The 21,595-nt window shown below is 62.2% G+C and carries 19 protein-coding genes; 4 read left to right on the forward strand and 15 right to left on the reverse strand.

What is annotated here, in order from left to right; all coding sequences use genetic code 11:
• Nucleotides 1–196: 196 nt before the first annotated feature.
• From AC0L25_RS09420 to AC0L25_RS09475, 12 genes are all read right to left on the reverse strand, one after another.
• Nucleotides 197–862, reverse strand: a complete 666-nt coding sequence (locus tag AC0L25_RS09420) for a protein-L-isoaspartate(D-aspartate) O-methyltransferase (protein WP_473595241.1) — start codon at nucleotides 860–862, stop codon at nucleotides 197–199.
• A complete protein-coding gene (gene surE / locus AC0L25_RS09425) occupies nucleotides 859–1,617 on the reverse strand; it encodes a 5'/3'-nucleotidase SurE (RefSeq protein ID WP_473595242.1) in 759 nt (252 codons plus the stop codon). The genes AC0L25_RS09420 and surE overlap by 4 nt, the downstream gene beginning before the upstream one ends.
• Nucleotides 1,617–3,038, reverse strand: a complete 1,422-nt coding sequence (gene serS / locus AC0L25_RS09430; RefSeq protein WP_473595243.1) for a serine--tRNA ligase — start codon at nucleotides 3,036–3,038, stop codon at nucleotides 1,617–1,619. Before serS ends, surE begins: the two co-directional genes overlap by 1 nt.
• A 362-nt stretch (nucleotides 3,039–3,400) precedes the next feature.
• Nucleotides 3,401–4,210 (reverse strand): twin-arginine translocase subunit TatC, encoded by an 810-nt coding sequence (gene tatC / locus AC0L25_RS09435; RefSeq protein WP_095493799.1) that lies wholly within the window; start codon nucleotides 4,208–4,210, stop codon nucleotides 3,401–3,403.
• Between the two features lie 44 nt (nucleotides 4,211–4,254).
• Nucleotides 4,255–4,947 (reverse strand): Sec-independent protein translocase protein TatB, encoded by a 693-nt coding sequence (tatB, locus tag AC0L25_RS09440; protein ID WP_473595244.1) that lies wholly within the window; start codon nucleotides 4,945–4,947, stop codon nucleotides 4,255–4,257.
• 30 nt (nucleotides 4,948–4,977) lie between these two features.
• Nucleotides 4,978–5,199 carry a twin-arginine translocase TatA/TatE family subunit gene (locus AC0L25_RS09445; protein WP_029353164.1) on the reverse strand — a complete coding sequence of 74 codons (222 nt, stop codon included), beginning with the start codon at nucleotides 5,197–5,199 and terminating at the stop codon, nucleotides 4,978–4,980.
• A 179-nt stretch (nucleotides 5,200–5,378) separates the two neighbouring features.
• Nucleotides 5,379–6,158, reverse strand: a complete 780-nt coding sequence (gene scpB / locus AC0L25_RS09450) for an SMC-Scp complex subunit ScpB (protein WP_473595245.1) — start codon at nucleotides 6,156–6,158, stop codon at nucleotides 5,379–5,381.
• A complete protein-coding gene (locus AC0L25_RS09455; protein WP_473595264.1) occupies nucleotides 6,155–6,955 on the reverse strand; it encodes a segregation and condensation protein A in 801 nt (266 codons plus the stop codon). The genes scpB and AC0L25_RS09455 overlap by 4 nt, the downstream gene beginning before the upstream one ends.
• 127 nt (nucleotides 6,956–7,082) lie before the next feature.
• Nucleotides 7,083–8,102, reverse strand: a complete 1,020-nt coding sequence (gene nagZ / locus AC0L25_RS09460; RefSeq protein ID WP_473595246.1) for a beta-N-acetylhexosaminidase — start codon at nucleotides 8,100–8,102, stop codon at nucleotides 7,083–7,085.
• 266 nt (nucleotides 8,103–8,368) lie between these two features.
• Nucleotides 8,369–12,280, reverse strand: coding sequence for an SPOR domain-containing protein (locus tag AC0L25_RS09465; protein ID WP_473595247.1), 3,912 nt, complete (start codon nucleotides 12,278–12,280; stop codon nucleotides 8,369–8,371).
• 103 nt (nucleotides 12,281–12,383) lie between these two features.
• Nucleotides 12,384–14,141 (reverse strand): arginine--tRNA ligase, encoded by a 1,758-nt coding sequence (gene argS / locus AC0L25_RS09470; RefSeq protein WP_473595248.1) that lies wholly within the window; start codon nucleotides 14,139–14,141, stop codon nucleotides 12,384–12,386.
• A gap of 73 nt (nucleotides 14,142–14,214) precedes the next feature.
• Complete coding sequence (locus AC0L25_RS09475) at nucleotides 14,215–15,429, reverse strand: deoxyguanosinetriphosphate triphosphohydrolase (RefSeq protein ID WP_473595249.1); 1,215 nt, start codon at nucleotides 15,427–15,429, stop codon at nucleotides 14,215–14,217.
• Nucleotides 15,430–15,502: 73 nt separating this feature from the next.
• On the opposite strand from AC0L25_RS09475, the gene erpA reads away from it, so the two are divergent.
• From erpA to AC0L25_RS09495, 4 genes are all read left to right on the forward strand, one after another.
• Entirely contained in the window at nucleotides 15,503–15,850 is a 348-nt protein-coding gene (gene erpA / locus AC0L25_RS09480; RefSeq protein WP_473595250.1) for an iron-sulfur cluster insertion protein ErpA, read from the forward strand.
• Nucleotides 15,851–15,852: 2 nt separating this feature from the next.
• Complete coding sequence (locus AC0L25_RS09485; protein WP_473595251.1) at nucleotides 15,853–16,245, forward strand: VOC family protein; 393 nt, start codon at nucleotides 15,853–15,855, stop codon at nucleotides 16,243–16,245.
• A gap of 7 nt (nucleotides 16,246–16,252) precedes the next feature.
• Nucleotides 16,253–17,047, forward strand: a complete 795-nt coding sequence (gene xth / locus AC0L25_RS09490) for an exodeoxyribonuclease III (protein WP_473595252.1) — start codon at nucleotides 16,253–16,255, stop codon at nucleotides 17,045–17,047.
• Nucleotides 17,048–17,145: 98 nt separating this feature from the next.
• The gene (locus tag AC0L25_RS09495; protein ID WP_473595253.1) at nucleotides 17,146–17,436 is read left to right on the forward strand and encodes a hypothetical protein; all 291 of its coding nucleotides are present in this window, start codon (nucleotides 17,146–17,148) and stop codon (nucleotides 17,434–17,436) included.
• A 61-nt stretch (nucleotides 17,437–17,497) separates the two neighbouring features.
• Here the strand turns inward: AC0L25_RS09495 and AC0L25_RS09500 are convergent, their stop codons facing one another.
• From AC0L25_RS09500 to AC0L25_RS09510, 3 genes are all read right to left on the reverse strand, one after another.
• Entirely contained in the window at nucleotides 17,498–18,334 is an 837-nt protein-coding gene (locus AC0L25_RS09500) for a tetratricopeptide repeat protein (protein WP_029353183.1), read from the reverse strand.
• Entirely contained in the window at nucleotides 18,321–20,045 is a 1,725-nt protein-coding gene (gene ilvD / locus AC0L25_RS09505) for a dihydroxy-acid dehydratase (RefSeq protein ID WP_473595254.1), read from the reverse strand. Before ilvD ends, AC0L25_RS09500 begins: the two co-directional genes overlap by 14 nt.
• A 280-nt stretch (nucleotides 20,046–20,325) precedes the next feature.
• Nucleotides 20,326–21,546, reverse strand: a complete 1,221-nt coding sequence (locus AC0L25_RS09510; protein WP_352963543.1) for an OmpP1/FadL family transporter — start codon at nucleotides 21,544–21,546, stop codon at nucleotides 20,326–20,328.
• Nucleotides 21,547–21,595 lie beyond the last annotated feature (49 nt).

Consider the following 21,595-nt stretch of genomic DNA (forward strand, 5'->3'; position numbering starts at 1 on the left):
TACCCGGTACAGACTGACCGTGATTAAAGCGCGTTAATGTTACTGGTCGGTTAAACCTCTAGAATCAGACGCAAATTTTCTTAAAATATTTAAGGGTGGAACTGGTCGGGTTGAGGTTCAGGTAGGGCCGAGGCGGAAACGGGCGCGAACCGACCAGACGGTCGGTTGAGAGCATCACCTGAATACCGACAGATCCCTAGATGACCGCGGCTACGCTGCGCAGGATCGGCTGCAGGCGGACGAGACCGATGTCCTCGCGTTCGAAGCGGCTGCCGACCTTAGTCAGTTTGGCCAGCACCTGCTCGCCCTCCTCGGGTCCGATCGGGGCGATGACGATGCCGCCGCTCGACAATTGGTCGAGCAGGAAGCGCGGCAGGCTGTCGAAGGCCGCCCAAGCGACGATACGGTCGAACGGCGCTTCATTCGCCAGTCCGTTGGAGCCGTCCGCCTGGCGCACGATGACATTGCCGATGCCGAGCGCCTCGAAGCGCTGTTTGGCCTGCTCGGCCAGCGTCTTGTAGCGGTCGACGGTGACGATCCGCGCGGCAAGCCGCGACATCACTGCCGCCGTATAGCCCGACCCGGTGCCGATCTCGAGCACGCGGTTGCCCGGCTCGATGGCAAGCGCTGCGATCACCGCGGCTTGCAGATCGGCGCCCTCGATCGCCTCGCCGCATTCGATCGGCAGCATGCGGTCCGACCAGGCGATCGGATGGAACTGCGCGAAAAGGAAGCCGCGCCGCGGCGTCGCCTCGAAGGCGGCGATCAGCGCCTTCGGCACCACGCCCTTGCCACGCAGGCGGAGCAGGAAAGCGGCGAAGCCTTCGCGGTCGTCGAGCGTCGGACCGTGGTTCAGGTTCATGCGAGCGCCTTGGTCAGTTGATCGCGGATTTCATGAGCGGTGAGATCGAGCTGCAGCGGCGTTACCGACACCAGCCGGTTGCGCATGGCATGGAGGTCGGTGCCTTGCTTGCCCTCGACCGGCTCGCGGCCGAAGCGCAGCCAATAATAGGGAAGTCCGCGGCCGTCGCGGCGCTCGTCCACCCACAGGCTATGGACAAGCTTGCCTTGCGAGGTGACCACCGTGCCGGCGACCTCTTCTGGCGCGCAATTCGGAAAATTGACATTGAGCAGCACGCCGTCGGGCAACGGCATGGCGACAAGCTTCTTGAGCAGCGCCGGCGCCAGCGCCTCGGCGGTCTCATAGGGAACGACGCGGTCCTCGCCGGCATAGGAATAGGCCTGGCTGAGCGCAATCGATCGGACGCCGAGCAGCGCGCCTTCCATGGCGCCGGCGACGGTGCCCGAATAGGTGACGTCGTCGGCGATGTTGGCGCCGGAATTGACGCCGGACAGGATCAGGTCGGGGGCTGCCGGCAGGATCTTCTTGACGCCCATGATGACGCAGTCGGTCGGCGTGCCGCGCACGGCGAAGTGTTTTTCGCCGATCTTCCTCAGGCGCAGCGGCTCCGAGATCGACAGCGAATGCGCGTAGCCGGACTGGTCCTGCTCCGGCGCCACCACCCAGACGTCGTCCGACAGCGTGCGGGCGATGCGTTCGAGCGATGCAAGGCCATCGGCATGGATGCCGTCATCATTGGTCAGGAGGATGCGCATTATTTCGATTCGATCTTTTCCAGACCGCCCATGTAAGGCCGAAGCGCTTCAGGAATGGTTACGCTGCCATCCTCATTCTGGTAGTTTTCGATGACAGCAATCAGAGCGCGGCCGACGGCGGTGCCGGAGCCGTTCAGCGTGTGGACGAATCGGTTACCTTTACCGTCCTTGTCCTTGTAGCGGGCGTCCATGCGCCGCGCCTGGAAATCGCCGCACACCGAGCATGACGAAATCTCGCGATAGGCGTTCTGGCCCGGCAGCCAGACCTCGATGTCGTAGGTCTTGCGCGCGCCAAAGCCCATGTCGCCGGTGCACAGCGTCATGGTGCGGAACGGCAGGCCGAGCCGCTTCAGCACTTCCTCGGCGCATTCGGTCATCCGCTCGTGCTCGGCGAGCGAGGAGTCCTGGTCGGTGATCGACACCAGTTCGACCTTGTAGAACTGGTGCTGGCGAAGCATGCCGCGCGTGTCGCGCCCGGCCGAGCCCGCTTCCGAACGGAAGCACGGCGTCAGCGCCGTATAGCGCAGCGGCAGTTTTTCGTGCGGTGTGATTTCTTCACGGACGAGATTGGTCAGCGGCACTTCGGCCGTGGGGATAAGCCAGCGTCGATTATACTTGTCTGCCAGATCAAGGAACGCCAAGAATTGATTGGCTTCATTTCGAGCAGGAGAATCGAACGGCGTTTCTCTTAGTAGAGCATCGACGTTGCCTCGGGCTTTCTCGTCGGTAAGTAGCTGCGTAGCTGCAAAGAGGTCTTCTTTGAATTTCGGAAGCTGACCAGTGCCGTACATGGCATCATTGTTCACCATCAACGGCGGCTGGATCTCCTCGTAGCCGTGCTCGGTCGTGTGAAGGTCCAGCATGAACTGGCCAAGGGCGCGCTCCATCCGTGCAAGTCCGCCCTTGAGCACCGTGAAGCGCGAGCCGGAAAGCTTCGCCGCCCGCTCGAAATCCATCATGCCGAGCGCTTCGCCGATCTCGAAATGTTCCTTCACCCAGTTCGGGCGCGTCGGCACCTTGCCGACGGTGCGCTTGACGACGTTGTCGTGCTCGTCCTTGCCGACCGGCACGTCGTCGAGCGGCACATTGGGCAGCACCGCCAGTGCGTCATTCAGCGCCTGATCGAGTTCGCGTTCGCGCGCCTCGCCGTCCTGGATAAAGGCCTTGATCTCGCCGACCTCGGCTTTGAGTTTTTCGGCAAGGGCGGCGTCGCCCGAACGCATGGCGTTGCCGATCTCCTTCGAGGCGGCGTTGCGGCGCTCCTGCCTGGTCTGCAGCTCGGTCAGATGTTCGCGCCGCGCCTCGTCCCTGGCAATCAGATCATCGACCGTGGACTGCGCGTCATCGCCGGACCACGAGCGCTTCTTGAGCGCCTCAACCAGGACGTTGGGGTTGTCGCGAATCCATTTGATGTCGAGCATTGTTTGTTCGTCCTCGGCGGGCATGTCGCCCGAAAGTGCGCGGCGGTTTTGGGACAACGATATGCCCAAAAGCAGAGACCTAAAACGCATCGCGTTTTAGGTCAGTGGGCGTAAACCGCATCCTTCGTTGATGCAAGATGTGAAGGCCGAGTTCCTTCACACCCCCCTCTGTCCTGCCGGACATCTCCCCCTCAAGGGGGGAGATTGGCAGCTTCGTCGACAGCTAACCTCTTCGACCGCTGGAGATTAGCGAAAGTCGTGATGACATCCAATCTCCCCCCTTGAGGGGGAGATGTCCGGCAGGACAGAGGGGGGCGCTGTCCCGCAGACTTTGAAAAGATAAGAGGCTCCTATGAAGGAATCTACGTCGACGATGCGTCCGCTGCTTTTTCGGCGGCCGCTTCCGCAGCCTCCCGCTTCTCGCGCGCCAGACGTTCCCGTTCCTTGCTGCGCTCGATCAGCCGGGCCGACCAGATCGAGACCTCGTAGAGAAGGATCGTGGGAACGGCCAGGCCGATCTGGCTTATCGGGTCGGGCGGTGTCAGAATAGCCGCCACGACGAAGGCGATGACGATCGCCCACTTGCGCTTTTCAACCAGCGCCTCGGACGACAGCATGCCCACCCGCGTCATCAGGCTGGTCACCACCGGCAACTGGAACACCAGGCCGAAGGAGAAGATCAGCGTCATGATCAGGCTGAGATATTCCGACACTTTCGGCAGCAGCGAAATCTGCACCTGGTCGTCGGTGCCCGCCTGCTGCATGGCGAGGAAGAACCACATCACCATCGGCGTGAAGAAGAAATAGACCAGCGACGCGCCCATCAGGAACAGGATCGGCGAAGCGATCAGGAACGGCAGGAAAGCGTTGCGTTCGTTCTTGTAGAGGCCGGGCGCGATGAATTTATAGATCTGCGTGGCGATCAGCGGAAAGGCGATCACCATGCCGCCGAACATCGCCAGCTTGACCTGGGTGAAGAAGAATTCCTGCGGCGCCGTGTAGATCAGCTCGACCTTGTGCGGGTCGAGCCCTGCCCATTGAGTCGCCCATTTGAACGGGATGACCAGCAGGTTGAACAGTTGCTTGGCGAAGAAGAAGCAGAACAGGAAGGCAACGAAGAACCCGCCGATCGACCACATCAGCCGCCGGCGCAACTCGATCAGATGCTCCATCAGCGGAGCCGCCGATTTATCGATTTCGTCCTTTTCCGAAATGCTCACTTGGCGGCTCCCGCCGTCTTTTTGGCGGCTGCAGTCGGCTTCTTCACCGCTGCCGGTGCGGGCTTCGGCTCGGCCTTCTTAGCCGCGGTCTTCGTCGCAGCAGGTTTTGCCGCTGCCGCCGCTGGCTTCGCTGCGGCCGTGGAGGCCGGGATCGCTTTCGCTGGCGCACCCTTCGTCTTCGCCGCCGAGGCCTTTTGCGGTGCAGCCGGCTTCGCCGTCGCAACAGCCGGTGTCACCACCGACTCATCGGTCATCGCCGGAAAGGTCGGCGCCGTCGGCACCGCTTCCGGGGCATTGACGCCCGGCAGCACCGCCGTTCCATTCTTCGGCTCGGCATCCTGCGGGGTCGAAGCAGCTGGCGCGACCGGGTCTACGGCCGGCTTCGGCTTCATCACCGCGTCGACGCCTGAGCGGACGTCGGCTGCCGCCTGCTCGAACGGGTTGAGCTGTTTCCTGATTTCGGCGGCCGGGTTGAGGCTTCTGAGTGAATCGACCGACTTCTTGACGTCGTCGAGCTCGGCCTCCTTCAGCGCGTCGTTGAACTGTTTCTGGAAGTCGGCTGCCATGCCGCGCATCTTCGCCGTCGTGCGGCCGAAAGTGCGCAGCATCTTGGGCAAATCCTTAGGCCCGACGACCACGATCATGACGATCGCGATCACCAGCATCTCGGTCCAGCCGATGTCGAACATGGCGATACGTTCCGACTAAAGTTTTTGGGCTCAGCTCTTGCTGGCCTTTTCCTTCACTGCCGAAACGGTTTCGTCGGCACGGTGTTCAACGGTGCGCTTGTCCTCGGCAACCTCGTCGTCGGCCATGCCCTTCTTGAAGCTCTTGATACCCTTGGCCATGTCACCCATCAACTCGGGAATCTTGCCGCGGCCGAACACCAGCAACACGATCACCAGGACGATCAGCCAGTGCCAAATCGAAAATGAACCCATAACAATCTCTCTCGAAAGTTTTCTCTGACGATGATCTATGCGCTTTCGCGTCGGGATTCAAACATAACCGCGACAGAGTTTAATAAATGAGTGGCCGAATCCACGCACTTTCGGCGCCATAGCCCGCTACCAATCGGCGCAGCCGCAAATACCAACGGCTGTCGGCACATCTTTTGCGGTCAATCTTCCTCGACGCGCGGCGTCAGCAGGCCAAGTTCCTCGAGGTCGATGTCGGTCAGCGGATCCTCGTCGTCGGTCAGCGCATCCGGATCGGCCGGCGGCAGCGGAATGGAAAAATTCGACGGCATGCGGCCCGAAAGCAGCCCGGCGCCCTTCAATTCATCCATGCCGGGAAGGTCGCGGATCTCCTCCAACGCGAAATGGTCGAGGAAGATATCTGTTGTGCCGTAGGTGACGGGACGGCCGGGCGTGCGGCGTCGGCCGCGCATCTTCACCCATTCGGTCTCCATCAGCGTGTCCAGCGTGCCCTTTGAGGTCTCGACGCCTCTGATATCCTCGATCTCGGCGCGCGTCACTGGCTGGTGATAGGCGATGATCGCCAGCACTTCGAGCGCCGCACGTGAAAGCTTCCTCTGCTGCACCGTGTCGCGGCTCATCAGGAACGCGAGATCGCCGGCAGTGCGGAACGCCCAGGCATCGCCGACGCGCACCAGGTTGACGCCCCGCCGCGCATATATTTGCTGCAGTTCGGCCATCGCCGTGGCAATGCTGATGCCGTCGGGCAGGCGAGCGGCAAGCTGCTTTTCGCTGACCGGCTCGGCGCTGGCGAAGACGATCGCCTCGGCCATGCGCACTGCTTCCGCTATATGCAGCCGCTCGCCAGGATTCTGGGACAAGTTCTGAGCTTGATCTTCTGCCGGTACCCCGGCGAGCACGCCTTCTTCGGTCTCATCGTCGACCTTGAACGGAATGACTGAAGCGTTGGCGCGTTCACTCATGATGCCACCTCGACTGCCCTGATGCCTTGCGCGCGGCCGCGCAGATAGAGCGGCGCGAACACCTCGTCCTGCCGCATTTCCACTTTGCCTTCGCGCACCAGTTCCAGCGTCGCCGCAAACGAACTGGCAATCGCGGTACGCCGCTCGTCCGGGCCGGTCAGATATTCGACCAGGAAACTGTCCAGCGCCGTCCAGTCGGCAAGCGTGCCGATCAGCCGGTTCAGGATATCGCGCGCGTCCTTGAGCGACCACACACCGCGCCTGGCGATCGTCACATTGGTGATCGCCTGCTTCTGGCGTTGCGCCGCATAGGCGGTCAGCAGATCGTAGAGCGAGGCCGAATAGGCGTTGCGTTTCTCGACGATAACCATTTCCGGCATGCCGCGGGCGAACACGTCGCGTCCGAGCCGGTTGCGGTTGACCAGGCGTGCCGCCGCGTCGCGCATCGCTTCCAGCCGCTTCAACCGGAATTGCAGCACCGCCGCCAGTTCTTCGCCGCTTTCGCCATCGTCGCCGGGTTGCTTGGGGATCAAAAGCTTCGACTTGAGAAACGCCAGCCACGCCGCCATCACCAGATAGTCGGCGGCAAGTTCCAGCCTGAGCGCCCTCACCTTCTCGACAAAAGCCAGATATTGCTCGGCCAGCGCCAGGATCGAGATGCGCGACAGATCGACCTTCTGGTTGCGGGCAAGATGCAGCAGAAGATCGAGCGGACCCTCGAAACCGTCGACGTCGACGACCAGCGCGGGATCGCCGGTCAGCCGCGAATCGTCGTTCTCGGCCCACAGACGGTCCATCGGTGCGGCCTTGCCGGCCTTGTTGTCCAATGTTTCCGCCACTTCCTGTTGCTTTCCTTTGCTTCTATCTTCTTGTTTGACCATGATCTGTTCCGAACAACCGGCTCCCATTTTTTGGGATCATGGTCTAGGCCACCGCATCGAAATAGGTGGCGAATTCGGCGCGTATCTCGGCTTCATCAGCCCGATCGCGGTTCTTGATATAAGTCAGTGCCCGTTGCGCGCGTTGCAGCGACGTGCCTTCAAGCCCCGTTGTGCGCGACGCAATGCCGGCCATCTCCTCGAAAACGCCATTGCAGTGAAGGACCAGATCGCAGCCCGCGGCAAGGATCGCGGCCGCCTTTGTCGGGAAATCCCCAGAAAGTGCCTTCATCGAGGTGTCGTCGCTCATCAGCAGCCCGTCGAAGCCGATTTCGCCGCGGATGATCTCGTCGATGACCTTGCCGGACGTCGTGGCCGGATTTTTCGGATCGATCGCGCTGTAGACGACATGCGCCGTCATCGCCATCGGCAAATGATTGAGCTCCCTGAACGGGGCGAAATCATGCCGCTGCAAGTCGCTCATCGAGGCATCGACGGTCGGCAGTTCGAAATGCGTGTCGGCAAAGGCCCGTCCATGTCCGGGAATATGCTTCATCACCGGCAGCACGCCTCCCGACATCAGGCCCTCGGCCGCGGCGCGACCCAGTTCGATGACGGCACGAGGCTCCTTGCCATAGGCGCGCGCGCCGATGACGTCGCTGGCCCCCTCGATCGGCACGTCGAGCACCGGCAGGCAATCCGCCGTGATGCCGTAGCGCAGCAGGTCGAAAGCATGCAGCCGCGCCATCAGCCAGGCGGCGCGGTTGCCGGCGTCGTGGTCGCTGCGCCATAAGGCCCCGAGCGCACCACCAGCTGGATAATTCGGCGCCAACGGCGGCCGCAGGCGCTGCACCCGGCCGCCTTCCTGGTCGATGAACACCGGGGCGTCCGGGCGCTCGACACAGTCGCGCATCGTGGCGACCAGATCGCGGATCTGCTCGGCCTCGCCGATATTGCGGGCAAACAGGATGAAGCCCCACGGGCATTCATTGCGATAGAAGTTGATTTCGTCGCGTGTGAGCGATTTCCCGGCGCAGCCTAGGATCATGGATTTTGATTCGGTCATGGGCCGGAGTTTAGAGCTTCATGCGAACAAAGGGAATCGCATCGAACCACATGCGGTCTAATGCATGTCGCACAAAAGTGTGCAGCGGTTTTGCGATAGCGACATGCATAAAAACAACAACGCTAAAGCGCGTCGCATGAGGCCGGTCAAACGCGACGCGCTTTAGCCAGAACCCCTTCCACAAAAAGAACTCCCTTCCACAAAAAAACCGGCGCGGTTCATGACCGCGCCGGTTCTTTCCGCCAAAGAGCGGAGACTTGGAATGGCTAGCGCGACACGAAGCAGTTGCCGCCGGCAGCCTTGTAGTTGGTGCACAGGTTGATCGCATCGTTGCGCGACTTCGCCGGGACGCGGACGCGATAAAACGTTCCCTTGCCGGCGATCTCGGCTTTGACGATGTTGGCGGTGTGGCCGGAAAGCACGCTGTCGTAGCGGCGCTGCAGATCCTGGTAGGTCGACTGGGCGCTTTCGACAGTCGGTTGCGAAGCGATCTGCATCGACCACGAGCCACCGCCGGTCGAGGCGGCCGCCGGATTGATGGACGCAACCTGGTCGGGCTTGACCTCGCCGACGACGTCGACCGGCTGGTCGGACGGACGCTGCGGCGCCACCGGAACCATGGCCGGCGTATTGGCAGGCTGGGCGGTTTGGGCCTCAGCCTCAGGCGCGGCTGCCGGCGCGGTTGTCGGGTTGACTGTTTCCGGCTTAGCTGTTTCCGGCTTGGCGGTTTCGGTCTGGTCGCCGCCGACCGGGTCGCTACCCAATAGGTCGCCACTTGCCTGGTCGGCAACAGGCGGTACCGTACCGGTCTGTTCTGCTGCGTCGTCGGCCTGCCCCGCTGGGGCCACATGCTGCGGCGTCGGATCGACAGGCTCGACGGCAGCCATCTGCGGTGCCGCAGGCGCCGGATCCTCGCGCGCAACCAGCGAGCCATCTGATTTGACGACCATGGTTCTCACTTTGCGCGGCGCAACGGCGACGACATCGGGGTCGATGCCCTGCTCGGCCTCTTGCAGAACCTGGGCGATACGATCCTCGGACTTGGGTGCCGGCGCGGCGGCGACGTCAGCATTTCCGGCCGCTTGCGTGCCGCGGATCGCATTGGCGCCTTCAGCGGCGGCGGATTCGGCATTGCGGATCGCATCGGCGGCTTCAGCCGTGTCGATATCGTCGGGCGAAAGATCGACCACACGGCTCTGCGGCGGCTCCTTGGCCGCCACGTCCACCGGCTCCTCGGTGTTGGTGACCAGTTTTTCCTGGACCGGTTCGACAGGCTTTGCGCCACCCTTGGCCACGGCGTCATAGACCTTATTGTCCTGGTTTGGCACGACGGTGCCGCCCGGATTTTCAGGCCTGACTTTGATCGGTGCGTTGTCAGCCTTGACGATGACCGGCGCATCGGTGTCGCCGGTGCCGCCGAAAGACAGCGCGAAGGCGCCGAGACCGCCGGCGAGTGCCACGGCGCCGACGACTGCGGCGACCAACAGGCCGCGGCTCCGGGGCCTCGCGGCATCGTGCTCATCCAGGCCGGGAACCGACATAGCTTCATCCAGTTCGGGGTCGTAGTCGAGTTCGTCCAAGCCAAAGTCATCGGCCTGCGAGGCCGGCCGGCCGCTGGGCAAGTCGCCCAGATCGAAGCCGCTAGCAGCATCGGCATAAGACGCACTGACAGATGCATGTGCGGGCCTCGCCGCATAGGTCCGCGTTTCAACGCGGTCGGGCTCATAGCCTGGCTGGAACCCGACCGCTGATTGGAACCCGGCCGCTGACTGGAATCCGGAATTGTAGGATTCGTCGTTATACGCCGCGCTGCGCGCCGGGGCGGCAGCGACGTCTACGGCATTCATTTCCGTGAGAAGGCTGGCGAACTCGGTGTCGAGATCGTCATAGGCAGGCGCCGCCGGTTCGTCGTCATTGAAGTCGAGGTCCGGAATATCGAGGTCGTCCGCCAGGGCCACAACGCGCTCGGGCACATCGACCGTCTCCACATCGGGCATCTCGTCATACGCTGAAGACTGTTCGCTTTGCGCCGGCGCAGATGCCGCATCGGCGGCATCGTCTTCGGCCGGCTCCTGATAGGCCGGTGCCGCAGCCATTGGCGGCGTTGCTTCCGTGGTCTTCCCCGAGGCCACTTCCATGGTCCTCGCGGAAGCTGTCGGCTGGGCTGCAAAGGCAGGCTGCGACTGCGCAACCGGCGTTACGCGGCTCCACGAACGGGCCAGCGCCGGCGGGGCGGAGCGTGCGGCCATCCAGGTGAGCGCATCCTCCTGGGAAGCGGCGGCGGCAACGTTATCGCCGTCGCCATGATCCAGACCGATGTCCCTGGCGAAGGCGGTGTGCAATGCATCATCGTCGAAATCGACATCAGCCGGCTTAGCGGCATCTTCAGCGCCGAAATCCTGGCCCTCCAGCTCATCAAGGAGAACGGTGTCGAGATCGGCATCGGCGGCCTGAACCGCGTCATCCGACGGCTGCGAAAGGTCTTGCTCGTCGAGGCTCCAGTCCAGTTCGTCGATGGGATCCACTGGTTTGTCGGCGGCTTTTCCAGCCGCAGCTACAGGCTGCTGAACCATGGGCGGGTCGTTGGCCGCGGTCGCAGCCACGGAGGCAGCCGGTGTGCGCATGGTGCCCAACAGCGCGTTCAACTCGTCTTCGAGGCTCCGCTCGTCAGCGACGGGGGCAGGCGCCGCCGGCTGGACCACGGCGGTCGGCGCCATCGGTTGGGCTGCAACGCCGGAGGTCTCGGCAACCGGCTCTTCGGCTTCCTCGGCAAGCGCGTCGTCGAAGCTCAAGTCAAAATCGGCGTCGAACGCATCTTCCGGGGTCGCGGCGGAAGGCTCGTCCTTGGCGGCGACAGCCTCCGGTTCGTCAATTTCTGGCTCGTCAATTTCGACCGGTTCGGCCGTGCCAACGTCGAAATCCATGTCGACGTCGGCCATGGCGTCGTCGAAATGGCCGGCAACGTCCTCATCGGACTCATCCGAAACGGCCCGAACAGGCGCAGCAGGAGCTTCAACAGCGGACATCGGCAGATGTTCGTCGAGCATCAACTCGTCTTCGAGCGAGCTTGCGACCGCATTGTCGAATTCGTCGTCGAAGACCGGTTCGGCGGCCGGCGCGGAGATTTCGGCGGGTTCGGCAGCCTGCGCCATCGGCACGTGTTCGTCGAGCATCAACTCGTCTTCGAGCGAGCTTGCGACCGCATTGTCGAATTCATTGTCGAAGGCGGGGTCGGCGGCCGGCGCGGAGACTTCGGCTTCGGCAGCCTGCGCCATCGGCACGTGCTCGTCGAGCATCAGATCGTCTTCGAGCGAGCTTGCGACCGCGTTGTCGAATTCATCGTCGAAGGCGGGTTCGGCGGCCAGGGCGGAAACGGCGGCGGCAGTATTCTGTTCGGCCTCGTCCGTCGCATCGTCGTCGAGCAGTAAATCCTGTTCGAGCGACGCGGCAAGCTCGTCGTTCATCGGTAAATCGTCTTCGAATGGCGACACATCTTCGAGCGAACTGCCGAGCCCATCGTTGAAATGGTCATCGAAAGCAGCTTCAACGGCCGACGCGGATGCTTCGGCAGCGTCAGAACGCACGTCATCGGCAGCAACGGCATGGGCGGTTTCGTCCGTCGCATCATTGTCGAGCCGGAAATCCTGTTCGAGCGACGCGGCAAGCTCGTCGTCCCCACGCTTGTCGTTCACTGCCAAATCGTCTTCGAATGGCGACACATCTTCGAGCGAACTGGCAAGCGCATCGTCGAAATCGTCATCGAACGCAGCTTCAACAGCCGGCGCGGATGCTTCGGCAACACCAGAACGCGCGTCGTCGGCAGCAACGGTATGGGCGGTTTCGTCGGCCGCATCGTCGTCCAGCAGGAAATCCTGTTCGAACGACGCCGCAAGCTCGTCGTCCACCGCGTCAGTAGCAGCCGCTTCGAAAGCCGGCTCGCGAACCTCGGTTGCGCCGTCATTGTCGTCGGCGCCGAATTCGCCCATCAACTCCTTCTCGAGATCGATGTCGAAGTCGCCCTCGTCCGCCGGCTGGCTGGCTGGAGGCGCCTTCGGCTGGGCCTGCGGCTTGACCGGCTGGCGCGGGTCGAACCCCATGATCCTGGTCAGTTCCGCGAACGGATCATCGTCAGCGATATCGTTTTGGACGGCTGCTCTCAGCTGGGTTCTGTCTGCCATTATTGTTCCCGAACTCGCACTCATTCGGACGCCATGGACGTCGCGTAGGGTTGGCCCTTACCAGCGCAATGTGGGCAAAAGGTGACAGGTTTTTTAGTCAAACCTAACGCATTTCGGTGGGCGCATCGGCCCCGATCAGCGTCAGGCCAGACGTCAAAACGTCCGAAACAGCCTGCACCAGCCCTAGTCTGGCATGCGTCAATTGTCGGTCGTTAACCTTAACAAAACGTAAGTCCGGATTCTCGGTGCCGCGGTTCCAATGTCCGTGGAAGCTGGAGGCGAGATCGTAGAGGTAGAATGCCAGCCGGTGCGGCTCGAGCGCAAGTGCGGCGGATTCAATCAGCCGCGGATATTCGGCAAGTTTCCTGATCAGCCCGATCTCGCCTTCGTCGGTCAGCGAAGCGGTGGCGGCGGCCAGCCGATTGCGGTCGAAATTGGCCTCGCCCAGCTGTTCGCTCGCCTGCCGGAACACAGAATGGCAGCGCGCCGAAGCGTACTGCACGTAGAACACCGGATTGTCCTTCGACTGCTCGGTCACTTTGGCGAAGTCGAAATCGAGCGGCGCATCGTTCTTGCGGTACAGCATCATGAAGCGGATCGGATCGCGGCCGACCTCCTCCACCACTTCGCGCAGCGTCACGAAATCGCCCGACCGCTTCGACATGCGCACCGGTTCGCCCTCGCGAAAAAGCCTCACCAACTGGCAAAGCAGCACGGTAAGCTTCACCTCGTCGCCGGAAATCGCCCGGGCGAGCGCTTCCAGGCGCTTCACATAGCCGCCATGATCGGCGCCAAGCACATAGATCAGCTCGACGAAACCGCGATCGACCTTGTCCTTCAAATAGGCGACGTCCGCGGCGAAATAGGTGAAGGTGCCGTCCGACTTGACCAGCGCCCGGTCCATGTCGTCGCCGACCGCTGTCGAGCGGAACAGCGTCTGCTCGCGATCCTCCCAGTCGTCCGGCTTCTCGCCCTTGGGCGGCGGCAGCTTGCCCTTGTAGATATGGCCCTTGAGCGTCAGGTCGTTGATGGCCGAACGGATTTTCCGGGCGTTGTCGGCGTGCAGCGTGCGCTCCGAGAAGAAGACGTCGTGATGCACGTTGAGCAGCGCCAGATCCTCGCGGATCATCGCCATCATCGCATCGATCGTCCTGTCTTTGACGATGGCAAGCGCTTCCTCGTCCGGCATCTGCAGCAAGGAGCGGCCAAATTCGCTGGCCAACGCCTGACCGACCGGGATCAGATAGTCGCCCGGATAAAGCCCGGCAGGAATCTCGCCAATGTCGTCGCCGAGCGCCTCGCGGTAACGCAGCATGGCAGAGCGGCCGAGCACGTCGATCTGCGACCCGGCATCGTTGATGACATATTCCTTGGTCACGTCATAACCGGCGAAGGCCATCAGATTGGCGAGCGCATCACCCACCACGGCGCCACGGCAATGGCCGACATGCATCGGTCCGGTCGGGTTGGCCGAAACGTATTCGACATTGGCCTTCTTGTCGCCGCCGACCGTCGAGCGGCCGTAATTGCGGCCTTCGCCGAGCAGCGCAGTCAGATGCACCTGCCAGAACGCGTCCCTGAGCCTGAGATTGACGAAGCCCGGACCGGCAACGTCTGCAGCGGCGATGTCGATGTCGGCGCGCAGCGCCTGCGCCAGCCTTTCAGCCAGTGCGCGTGGATTCTGGCCGGTCGGCTTGGCCAGCACCATCGCCGCATTGGTCGCCAAGTCGCCATGGCTGGCGTCGCGCGGCGGCTCGATGGCGATGCGCGATAGGTCCAGCGAACCGCCGTCTTTGTCTTTCAAATCAAGCGCTTCGACAGCTCTGGTGATTCGCGCGTTGAAATCGGCGAAGATGTTCATCGGTGTGCTCTGGGGTGTGGCTCTGGCGGCTTTGCAGGGATCCGGCTTATTGGCCGGCAAAATCGAGCTCGGCCTAGCTTAATTCAGGCGTATGGTCAAACAAACGGCGGTGTTCTTTCAAAGCGTAGGTATCCGTCATGCCCGCCAGGAAATCGGCGACGCTGCGCGCCTTGATGCGATCATCGGCCCGGTCGAGCCCTTCGCGCCAGCCATCGGGCATGGCGCGCGGATCGGCGAAATAGACCTCGAACAGGTCGTTGACGATCTGCTCGGCCTCGTTGCGCACGCGCATGACCTCGCTGTGCCGGTAGAGATGCTTGTAGAGAAAGGCCTTCAATTCCTTTTCGAACGCGGCCATTTCGGCTGAAAAGGTCACCATCGTCTCGCCTGCCGCCCTTACCGCGTCGGCGCTGTCCGGCTTGATGCGGGCCAGATTGGTGGTGGTGGAAACGATGACATCCTCGACCATCATCGTGATCTGCCGTCGCATCAGTTCGTGCCCTGTCCTCACATCGTCCAGCGCCGGATAGCGCTGGCGCACGCCTTCGAGGATCGAGCCGGGCAGCGAGACCTTTTTCAGCATGTCCAGCGTCAGGAAGCCGGATCTCAGGCCGTCGTCGATGTCATGGGTGTTGTAGGCGATGTCATCGGCGATCGCCGCGCACTGCGCCTCGATGCCGGCGAAGCGGTCGAGTTCGAGGTCGTGCAGCTCCGAATAGTCGCGGATCGCTTGCGGCACCGGCCCCTTCAGGCCTTTTCCCCTGGCGTCGGTTAGCGGGCCGTTGTGCTTGACCAGCCCCTCCAGCGTTTCCCAGGTAAGGTTCAGCCCGTCGAATTCGGCATAGCGGCTCTCCAGCCGCGTCACCACGCGCAGTGATTGCGCGTTGTGGTCGAAGCCGCCCCAGGCGGCCATTTTGTCGTTCAGCGCGTCCTCGCCGGTATGGCCGAATGGCGTGTGGCCGAAATCGTGCACCAGCGCCACCGCCTCGGCCAGGTCCTCGTCGCCGCGCAGCGCCCGCGCCAGGGCACGCGCTATCTGCGCCACCTCGATCGAATGCGTCAGCCGGGTGCGGTAATGATCGCCCTCATGCGCGACGAACACCTGCGTCTTGTGCTTCAGCCGGCGGAATGCCGTCGAATGGATGATGCGGTCGCGGTCGCGCTGGAATGGCGTGCGGGTCGGGCTCTCCACCTCGTCGAACAGCCGCCCGCGCGACTTTGCCGGATCGCAGGCATAGGCTGCGCGCGGCCGATAGCCGAATCCGATGTCGCCCAACTCGTTGGTCATCGCCGATACCGCAGTTGACTTGCCCCCTCCCGCTTCATACCTATCATGTGAAACGGAAAGCAAGGTGACGCCCATGGGCGCTGATGCCAAGACTGCCATGAAAGTCGAGATGACCGACGCCGCCGCCAGGCGGATTGCCAAGATTGTATCTGGCGAAGTCGGCAAGAAGGCGCTGCGCGTTTCGGTCGAGGGCGGCGGCTGCTCCGGTTTTTCCTACAAGTTCGACCTGGTCGACACACGCAACGATGACGACGTCGCCATCGAGAAGGACGGCGCCACCGTGCTGATCGACGACCTCTCGCTGGTCTATATGGGTGGCTCGGTGATCGATTTCGTCGACGATTTGATGGGCCAGTCGTTCCAGATCAGAAACCCGAATGCGGTCGCCTCGTGCGGCTGCGGCACCAGCTTCAGTATTTAGAAATGCCTGCCATCGGCGCGGTCCGTCAGGTCGCGCTTTCAGCCGGGCGCGATCTCGATGCAACGCTGGCGTTCTGGCACGACGTGCTCGGCATGACAGTGCACGTACGCTTCGATCCGCCTGGCATCGCCTTCATCATGGCCGGCGACGTGCGGCTGCTGTTCACCGATGGCCTGCCGGCCGGCACCGTTTATCTCGACATATCACGCCTCGACGATTTCCACGCCTCGGCAAAAGCCGCCGGTGTCCCCTTCACTGCGCCGCCGATGCTCGTCCATCGCGATACCGAAGGCCTGTTCGGGCCGGCGGGGGAAAGCGAATGGATGGCCTTCCTAAAGGACCCGGCAGGCAATACGATCGGCCTCGTCGAACGTCATCCGCCGGAACAGCAGTGAGGCCGTCATGAAAATCGTCACCTGGAATATTAACGGCGTTCGGGCCCGCATCGGCAATTTGACCCATTGGCTGACGGAAAGCTCGCCTGATATCGCCTGCCTGCAGGAGATCAAGACGGCCGACGAGCAGTTTCCGCGCGCCGAGATCGAGGCGCTTGGCTACAACGTCGAAATCTATGGCCAAAAGGGTTTTAACGGCGTCGCCATCCTGTCGAAGCTGCGCTTCGACGAGGTCATCAGAGGCTTGCCGGGCGACGATACGGACGAGCAGGCGCGTTTCATCGAGGGCGTGTTCTCGACCGACAAGGGCGCGTTGCGCGTTGCCTCGCTCTATTTGCCCAACGGCAACCCGATCGATGACGAGAAGAAGTTCTCCTACAAGCTTTCCTGGATGGCGCGGCTGGAGCGCTGGGCCGAGGAACGGCTAATGCTAGAAGAGGCGCTGGTGCTGGCCGGGGACTACAATGTCATTCCCGAATACATCGACGCGAAATTCCCGGAGAACTGGCTGAGCGATGCGCTGTTCCAGCCCGAGACGAGGCAGGCGTTCCGCCGGCTGAAGAATCTCGGCTTCACCGAAGCGGTGCGCGCGGTCACCGACGCGCCGGACATCTACACTTTCTGGGATTATCAGGCCGGCGCCTGGCAGAAGAACAACGGCATCCGCATCGATCACTTGCTGCTCTCGCCTGAAGCCGCCAACCGCTTTTCCTCGGCCTCGGTCGAAAAGCATGTGCGCGCCTGGGAAAAACCCTCCGACCACGTGCCGGTGGCCGTCGAACTGGCTTTTGCGCCAATCTGATCATTTCGAGGCCCGGACTGCCGGATTCCCGATTGATGGACCGTCATATCGCCACAATCGGGGGTTCCGCTGCAATCCGGGTTCGGTTGGGGTTCAGGATGACGATCAGGTTTGCGCTTTGCCCATGTGCCGCCGCGCTCGCCCTCGCGGCGACGCCAGCCTTTGCCGACCCTGAATGCCTGGCCAACGGAAAATCATTCCAGATCGGCCAGGTCGCCTGCCTGACGCTTTCCGGCCGGAGCCACCTCGCCCGCTGCGACATGGTGCTCAACAACACGTCATGGACAAAGATCCGGGACGATTGCCCGCGAACCACGCCGGCGCCATCGGCCACGCCGATTTCAACGCCGGAATCCGGCCTCGTTCCGACGGAACCGGCCGAGAACTGATCTCGGCTGTCCGACTTGATTTTTCGAGGACTATCGGCTTCCTGACTACTTGGCTTCGCGACTACTGGTCGCCGCCACCCTTGGTGAGAATGTCGTCAGCCAGCGAAATCGCGGTGCGGCGGTCGGCCTCGCCCGCGGCGGCAAACGCCTCTTCCTGCATCCCGCGTATCCATGGCTGATCGGAAGGTGAGGCCCGTTCGAGTGCCGCGGTCATCATCGCCAGCCCCCGAACGATCTTACCGCTCTGGAAAAGCAGATGGCCGAGCGTTGCCTGTGCGCCGGCATGGCCCTTTTCCGCAGCGAGCTGGAACCAGCGTCCGGCCTGCTTGATGCTGGCCTTGACGCCGCCCTTGCCATTCAGGAAGATCTGGCCCATCTCGAACTGCGCATTCGGGTTGCGGTAATTGGCGGCGGCGCGCATGTAATATTCTTGGGCCGCCACCTCGTTCTCTGTGATGGGGCTGCCGGGGATGCCCTTCCTCAGATAGTCGCCGAGCGCCACGAGCGCGTCCGACACATAGCTCTCTTCCGGCGAACCGGGCTCGACGTCCTGGTCGGCGATTTCTGAGAAGAACTTGAACGCCGCGTAGTCGTCGCGCTCCACGCCGTCACCCTCGGCATACATGCGCGCAAGCTTCCAGGTGGCGCCGATCTGGCCATTTTCGGCCGCGTATTTGTAAGCCTCCGCGGCCTGCTCCTTGCGGCCGTTCTTATAGGCGGAGAAGCCGAACTGAAACACCGCCCACGGGCTCGACTGCGGTTTCACGCCGGTCTTGTCGTCGAACACCTTGTCATCGAAGGCCATGGCCTGGCCCGCGGCGCCCAAGGTCGCGCCAAAAGTGGCGATCGCGACCAGTGCCGAAAAGACAGACAACCTCAGCAACTCAGATATCCGCATAACAATGTGTTTCTTTCGCACCACCGGGATGGGTGACCGCGCCGTCGCGGGCAGGCCCCACCGTTTGTGCATATTTCCAGATCGCGCCCGACTGATAGTCGGTCGCGCGCGCCTTCCATGCCTTCGCCCTGGCCGCCAGTTCAGTGTCGGACAGCGCCACCTCGATCGTGCCGTTCACCGCGTCGATCGAGATCAAATCGCCATCCCTGAGCAGCCCGATCGGACCACCCACGGCGGCTTCCGGCCCGACATGGCCGATGCAGAAACCGCGTGTCGCGCCCGAAAAACGTCCGTCGGTGATGAGAGCCACCTTGCCGCCGATGCCCTGGCCATAGAGAGCTGCCGTCGTCGATAGCATTTCGCGCATGCCCGGACCGCCGCGCGGACCCTCGTAGCGGATGACGAGGACCTCGCCTTCGCTGTAGCTGCGATCCGTAACCGCCTCGAAACATTCCTCTTCCGAATCGAAGCAGCGCGCCGGGCCAGAGAATTTCAGCTCCGACATGCCCGCGACCTTCACGATCGCGCCTTCGGGGGCAAGGTTTCCCTTCAAGCCCACGACGCCACCCGTTTGGGTGATTGGTCGGTTGGCGGGACGGACCACATCCTGGCTATCATTCCAGGCAACGTGCTCCATATTTTCGGCTAAAGTGCGGCCGGTCACCGTCAGGCAGTCGCCATGCAGATAGCCGTGGTCGAGCAACGTCTTCATCAAGAGCGGAATGCCGCCGGCCTCGAACATGTCCTTGGCGACATATTTGCCGCCCGGCTTCAGGTCGGCGATGTAGGGCGTCTTCTCGAAGATCCTGGCTACATCGAAAAGGTCGAACTTTATCCCGGCCTCATGCGCGATCGCCGGCAAATGCAGCGCCGCGTTGGTCGAACCGCCGGTGGCCGAAACCACGGTTGCCGCATTCTCCAGCGCCTTCAGCGTGACGATGTCGCGCGGGCGGATATTGTTTGCGATCAGCTCCATGATCTTTTCGCCGGAGGCGAAATTGAAGCGATCACGCATCTCATAGGGCGCCGGCGCCCCGCAGGAATAGGGCAGCGCCAGACCGATGGCCTCGGCGACGGTGGCCATGGTGTTGGCGGTGAACTGGGCGCCGCAAGAGCCGGCCGACGGACAAGCGGTTTGTTCGATCTCGAGGAGTTCGGCGTCGCCGATCGTGCCGACCGAGTGCTGGCCGACGGCCTCGAACACATCCTGCACGGTGATCTGCCGGCCCTTGTAGGAACCGGGCAGTATCGAGCCCCCATAGATGAAGATCGACGGCACGTTGAGCCGCACCATGGCCATCATCATACCGGGCAGCGACTTGTCGCAACCGGCAAGGCCGACCAGCGCATCGTAGCAATGGCCGCGCATGGTGAGTTCGACCGAATCGGCGATGACCTCGCGCGACACCAGTGACGATTTCATGCCTTGGTGGCCCATGGCGATGCCGTCCGTGACGGTGATGGTGCAGAACTCGCGCGGCGTGCCGTTAGCCGCGGCGACGCCCTTCTTGACCACCTGCGCCTGGCGCATCAGCGAGATGTTGCACGGTGCCGCCTCGTTCCAGCAGCTCGCGACACCGACCAGCGGCTGCGCGATCTCGGCCGCCGACAATCCCATCGCATAGAGATAGGAGCGATGCGGCGCGCGCGCCGGACCGACGGTCACATAGCGGCTGGGCAGCTTGGCCTTGGAGATGACTCTGGCGTTCATACTCTTCCTTGCCGCGGGCGGTGCGACCTGCCCCATTGCCGAGCCTCTTTGGGCACGTGTTCCGTGACAAATTCGAGTGCGCCGGGTTTATGGCGGGAAATAGGCAATCTCCCCGGGCGTCGTTGTGGTGCGAGGGTTGCTCAGAAACTGTTGCCAAAACGTCACAGTCGCAGAAGGCAGAGGGATGCCGCGTTTTTGCAACGCCGCCTGCATGTCAGGAAAGCCGCTCGAACAAAAAGGCCGGGCAATGCCCGGCCTTTTTGCTATCAAAAACTTATATTTAGAACTTGATCTTAACCGAAGCTGAGCCGGCAAGGAGCAGATCGTCGTCGTATGTGTAGGTGACGGCATTTGCCGCGTCGCCAACACCGGTGAAGGTCGACGACCCACTGGTAAGAACACCGATCGAACCACCAAGTCTGACCTCGATCTTGTCGTTCGGCGAATAAGAAATGCCGCTGGCCACGGACCAGGTGTCCGACTGATAGCCGGAGGTCGTCGAGGTTCCACGATCCCAGGTCAGCGAAACCGCGCCAGACAATTGATCGGTGAACTTGTGAGCTATGCCGCCCGAAACCGTCCAGCCGTCGCGATAAAGCAGGTCGAAAGAAACGGGCGAGGGAGCACCGGTCACCGGACTGCGCACACCATTGATGGGAATGATGCCAAGCCTGCTCCATTCCTGCCAGCGGATGGAACCAAAGGCCAGCCAGCCAGGAGCTATGCCGCTCTGCAGCTTGAGTTCCACAGCTTGGGGTATCTCGGCCGAGGCAGAGACAGGGTAGACCCCGGTAGCGCCTGGAATCAGATCCGCTGGAAAGGCCCCTCTAAAACCGGTCGTGTCGACGGTTCCCGACAGTTCGTCATATTTGTAGCTCGAAGAGTACATCAAGCTTGCGCGCAAGGCGATTTCGGGAATTTCATAAGCGGCGCCCACGCGCCAACCCCATGCCTCGTCGGAAAGCTTGAATTTTCCGAGGCCGGTATTGCCGAAGGCCAGCAGTGTCTGGCGCGACAAAAACGCATCGACCTCCTGGTAGGAGACGCCGCCGATGAACCGGATGGCGCCCTTGCCGACGTTTATCTTGTAGGAGCAGGTAAGGCCGAAATCATTTGTTTTGACGTAGTATTCGACCGCTGTTGGCGAATAGGCGTTGTTCATTCCGAAGTCTGCCTCCGCACCATACGGTTCCGTATAGCTAGCCAGGCAATCCACTGGTTCAAAAATGTTGGCCTTGATGCCGATGCGCGGCACCGCATAGTCGCCGCCGACATCCACTGACGAAGACGACATTCCCGAGCCATCCAGACGCTGCACATTCTTCAGTGTGCGCTGTGGCGAAACATAGGTGACGCCGGCGTCGAACGAATATGGCGCGGCATCAAACAACTGGTCGATGTTGACACCGCCCCGGTCGAAGCCGCCGGCGTTCGCAGCGCCCGACATCAATAGCGAAAAGCACCCCGCCCCCAGCAGCGCTTTCAGACGCAAATTGTTCATGAATCTCCTCCCCGAATACGAATGGACTAAGCTAGAACCAATTCAGGTT

This window comes from Mesorhizobium sp. WSM4813 (assembly GCF_055811555.1).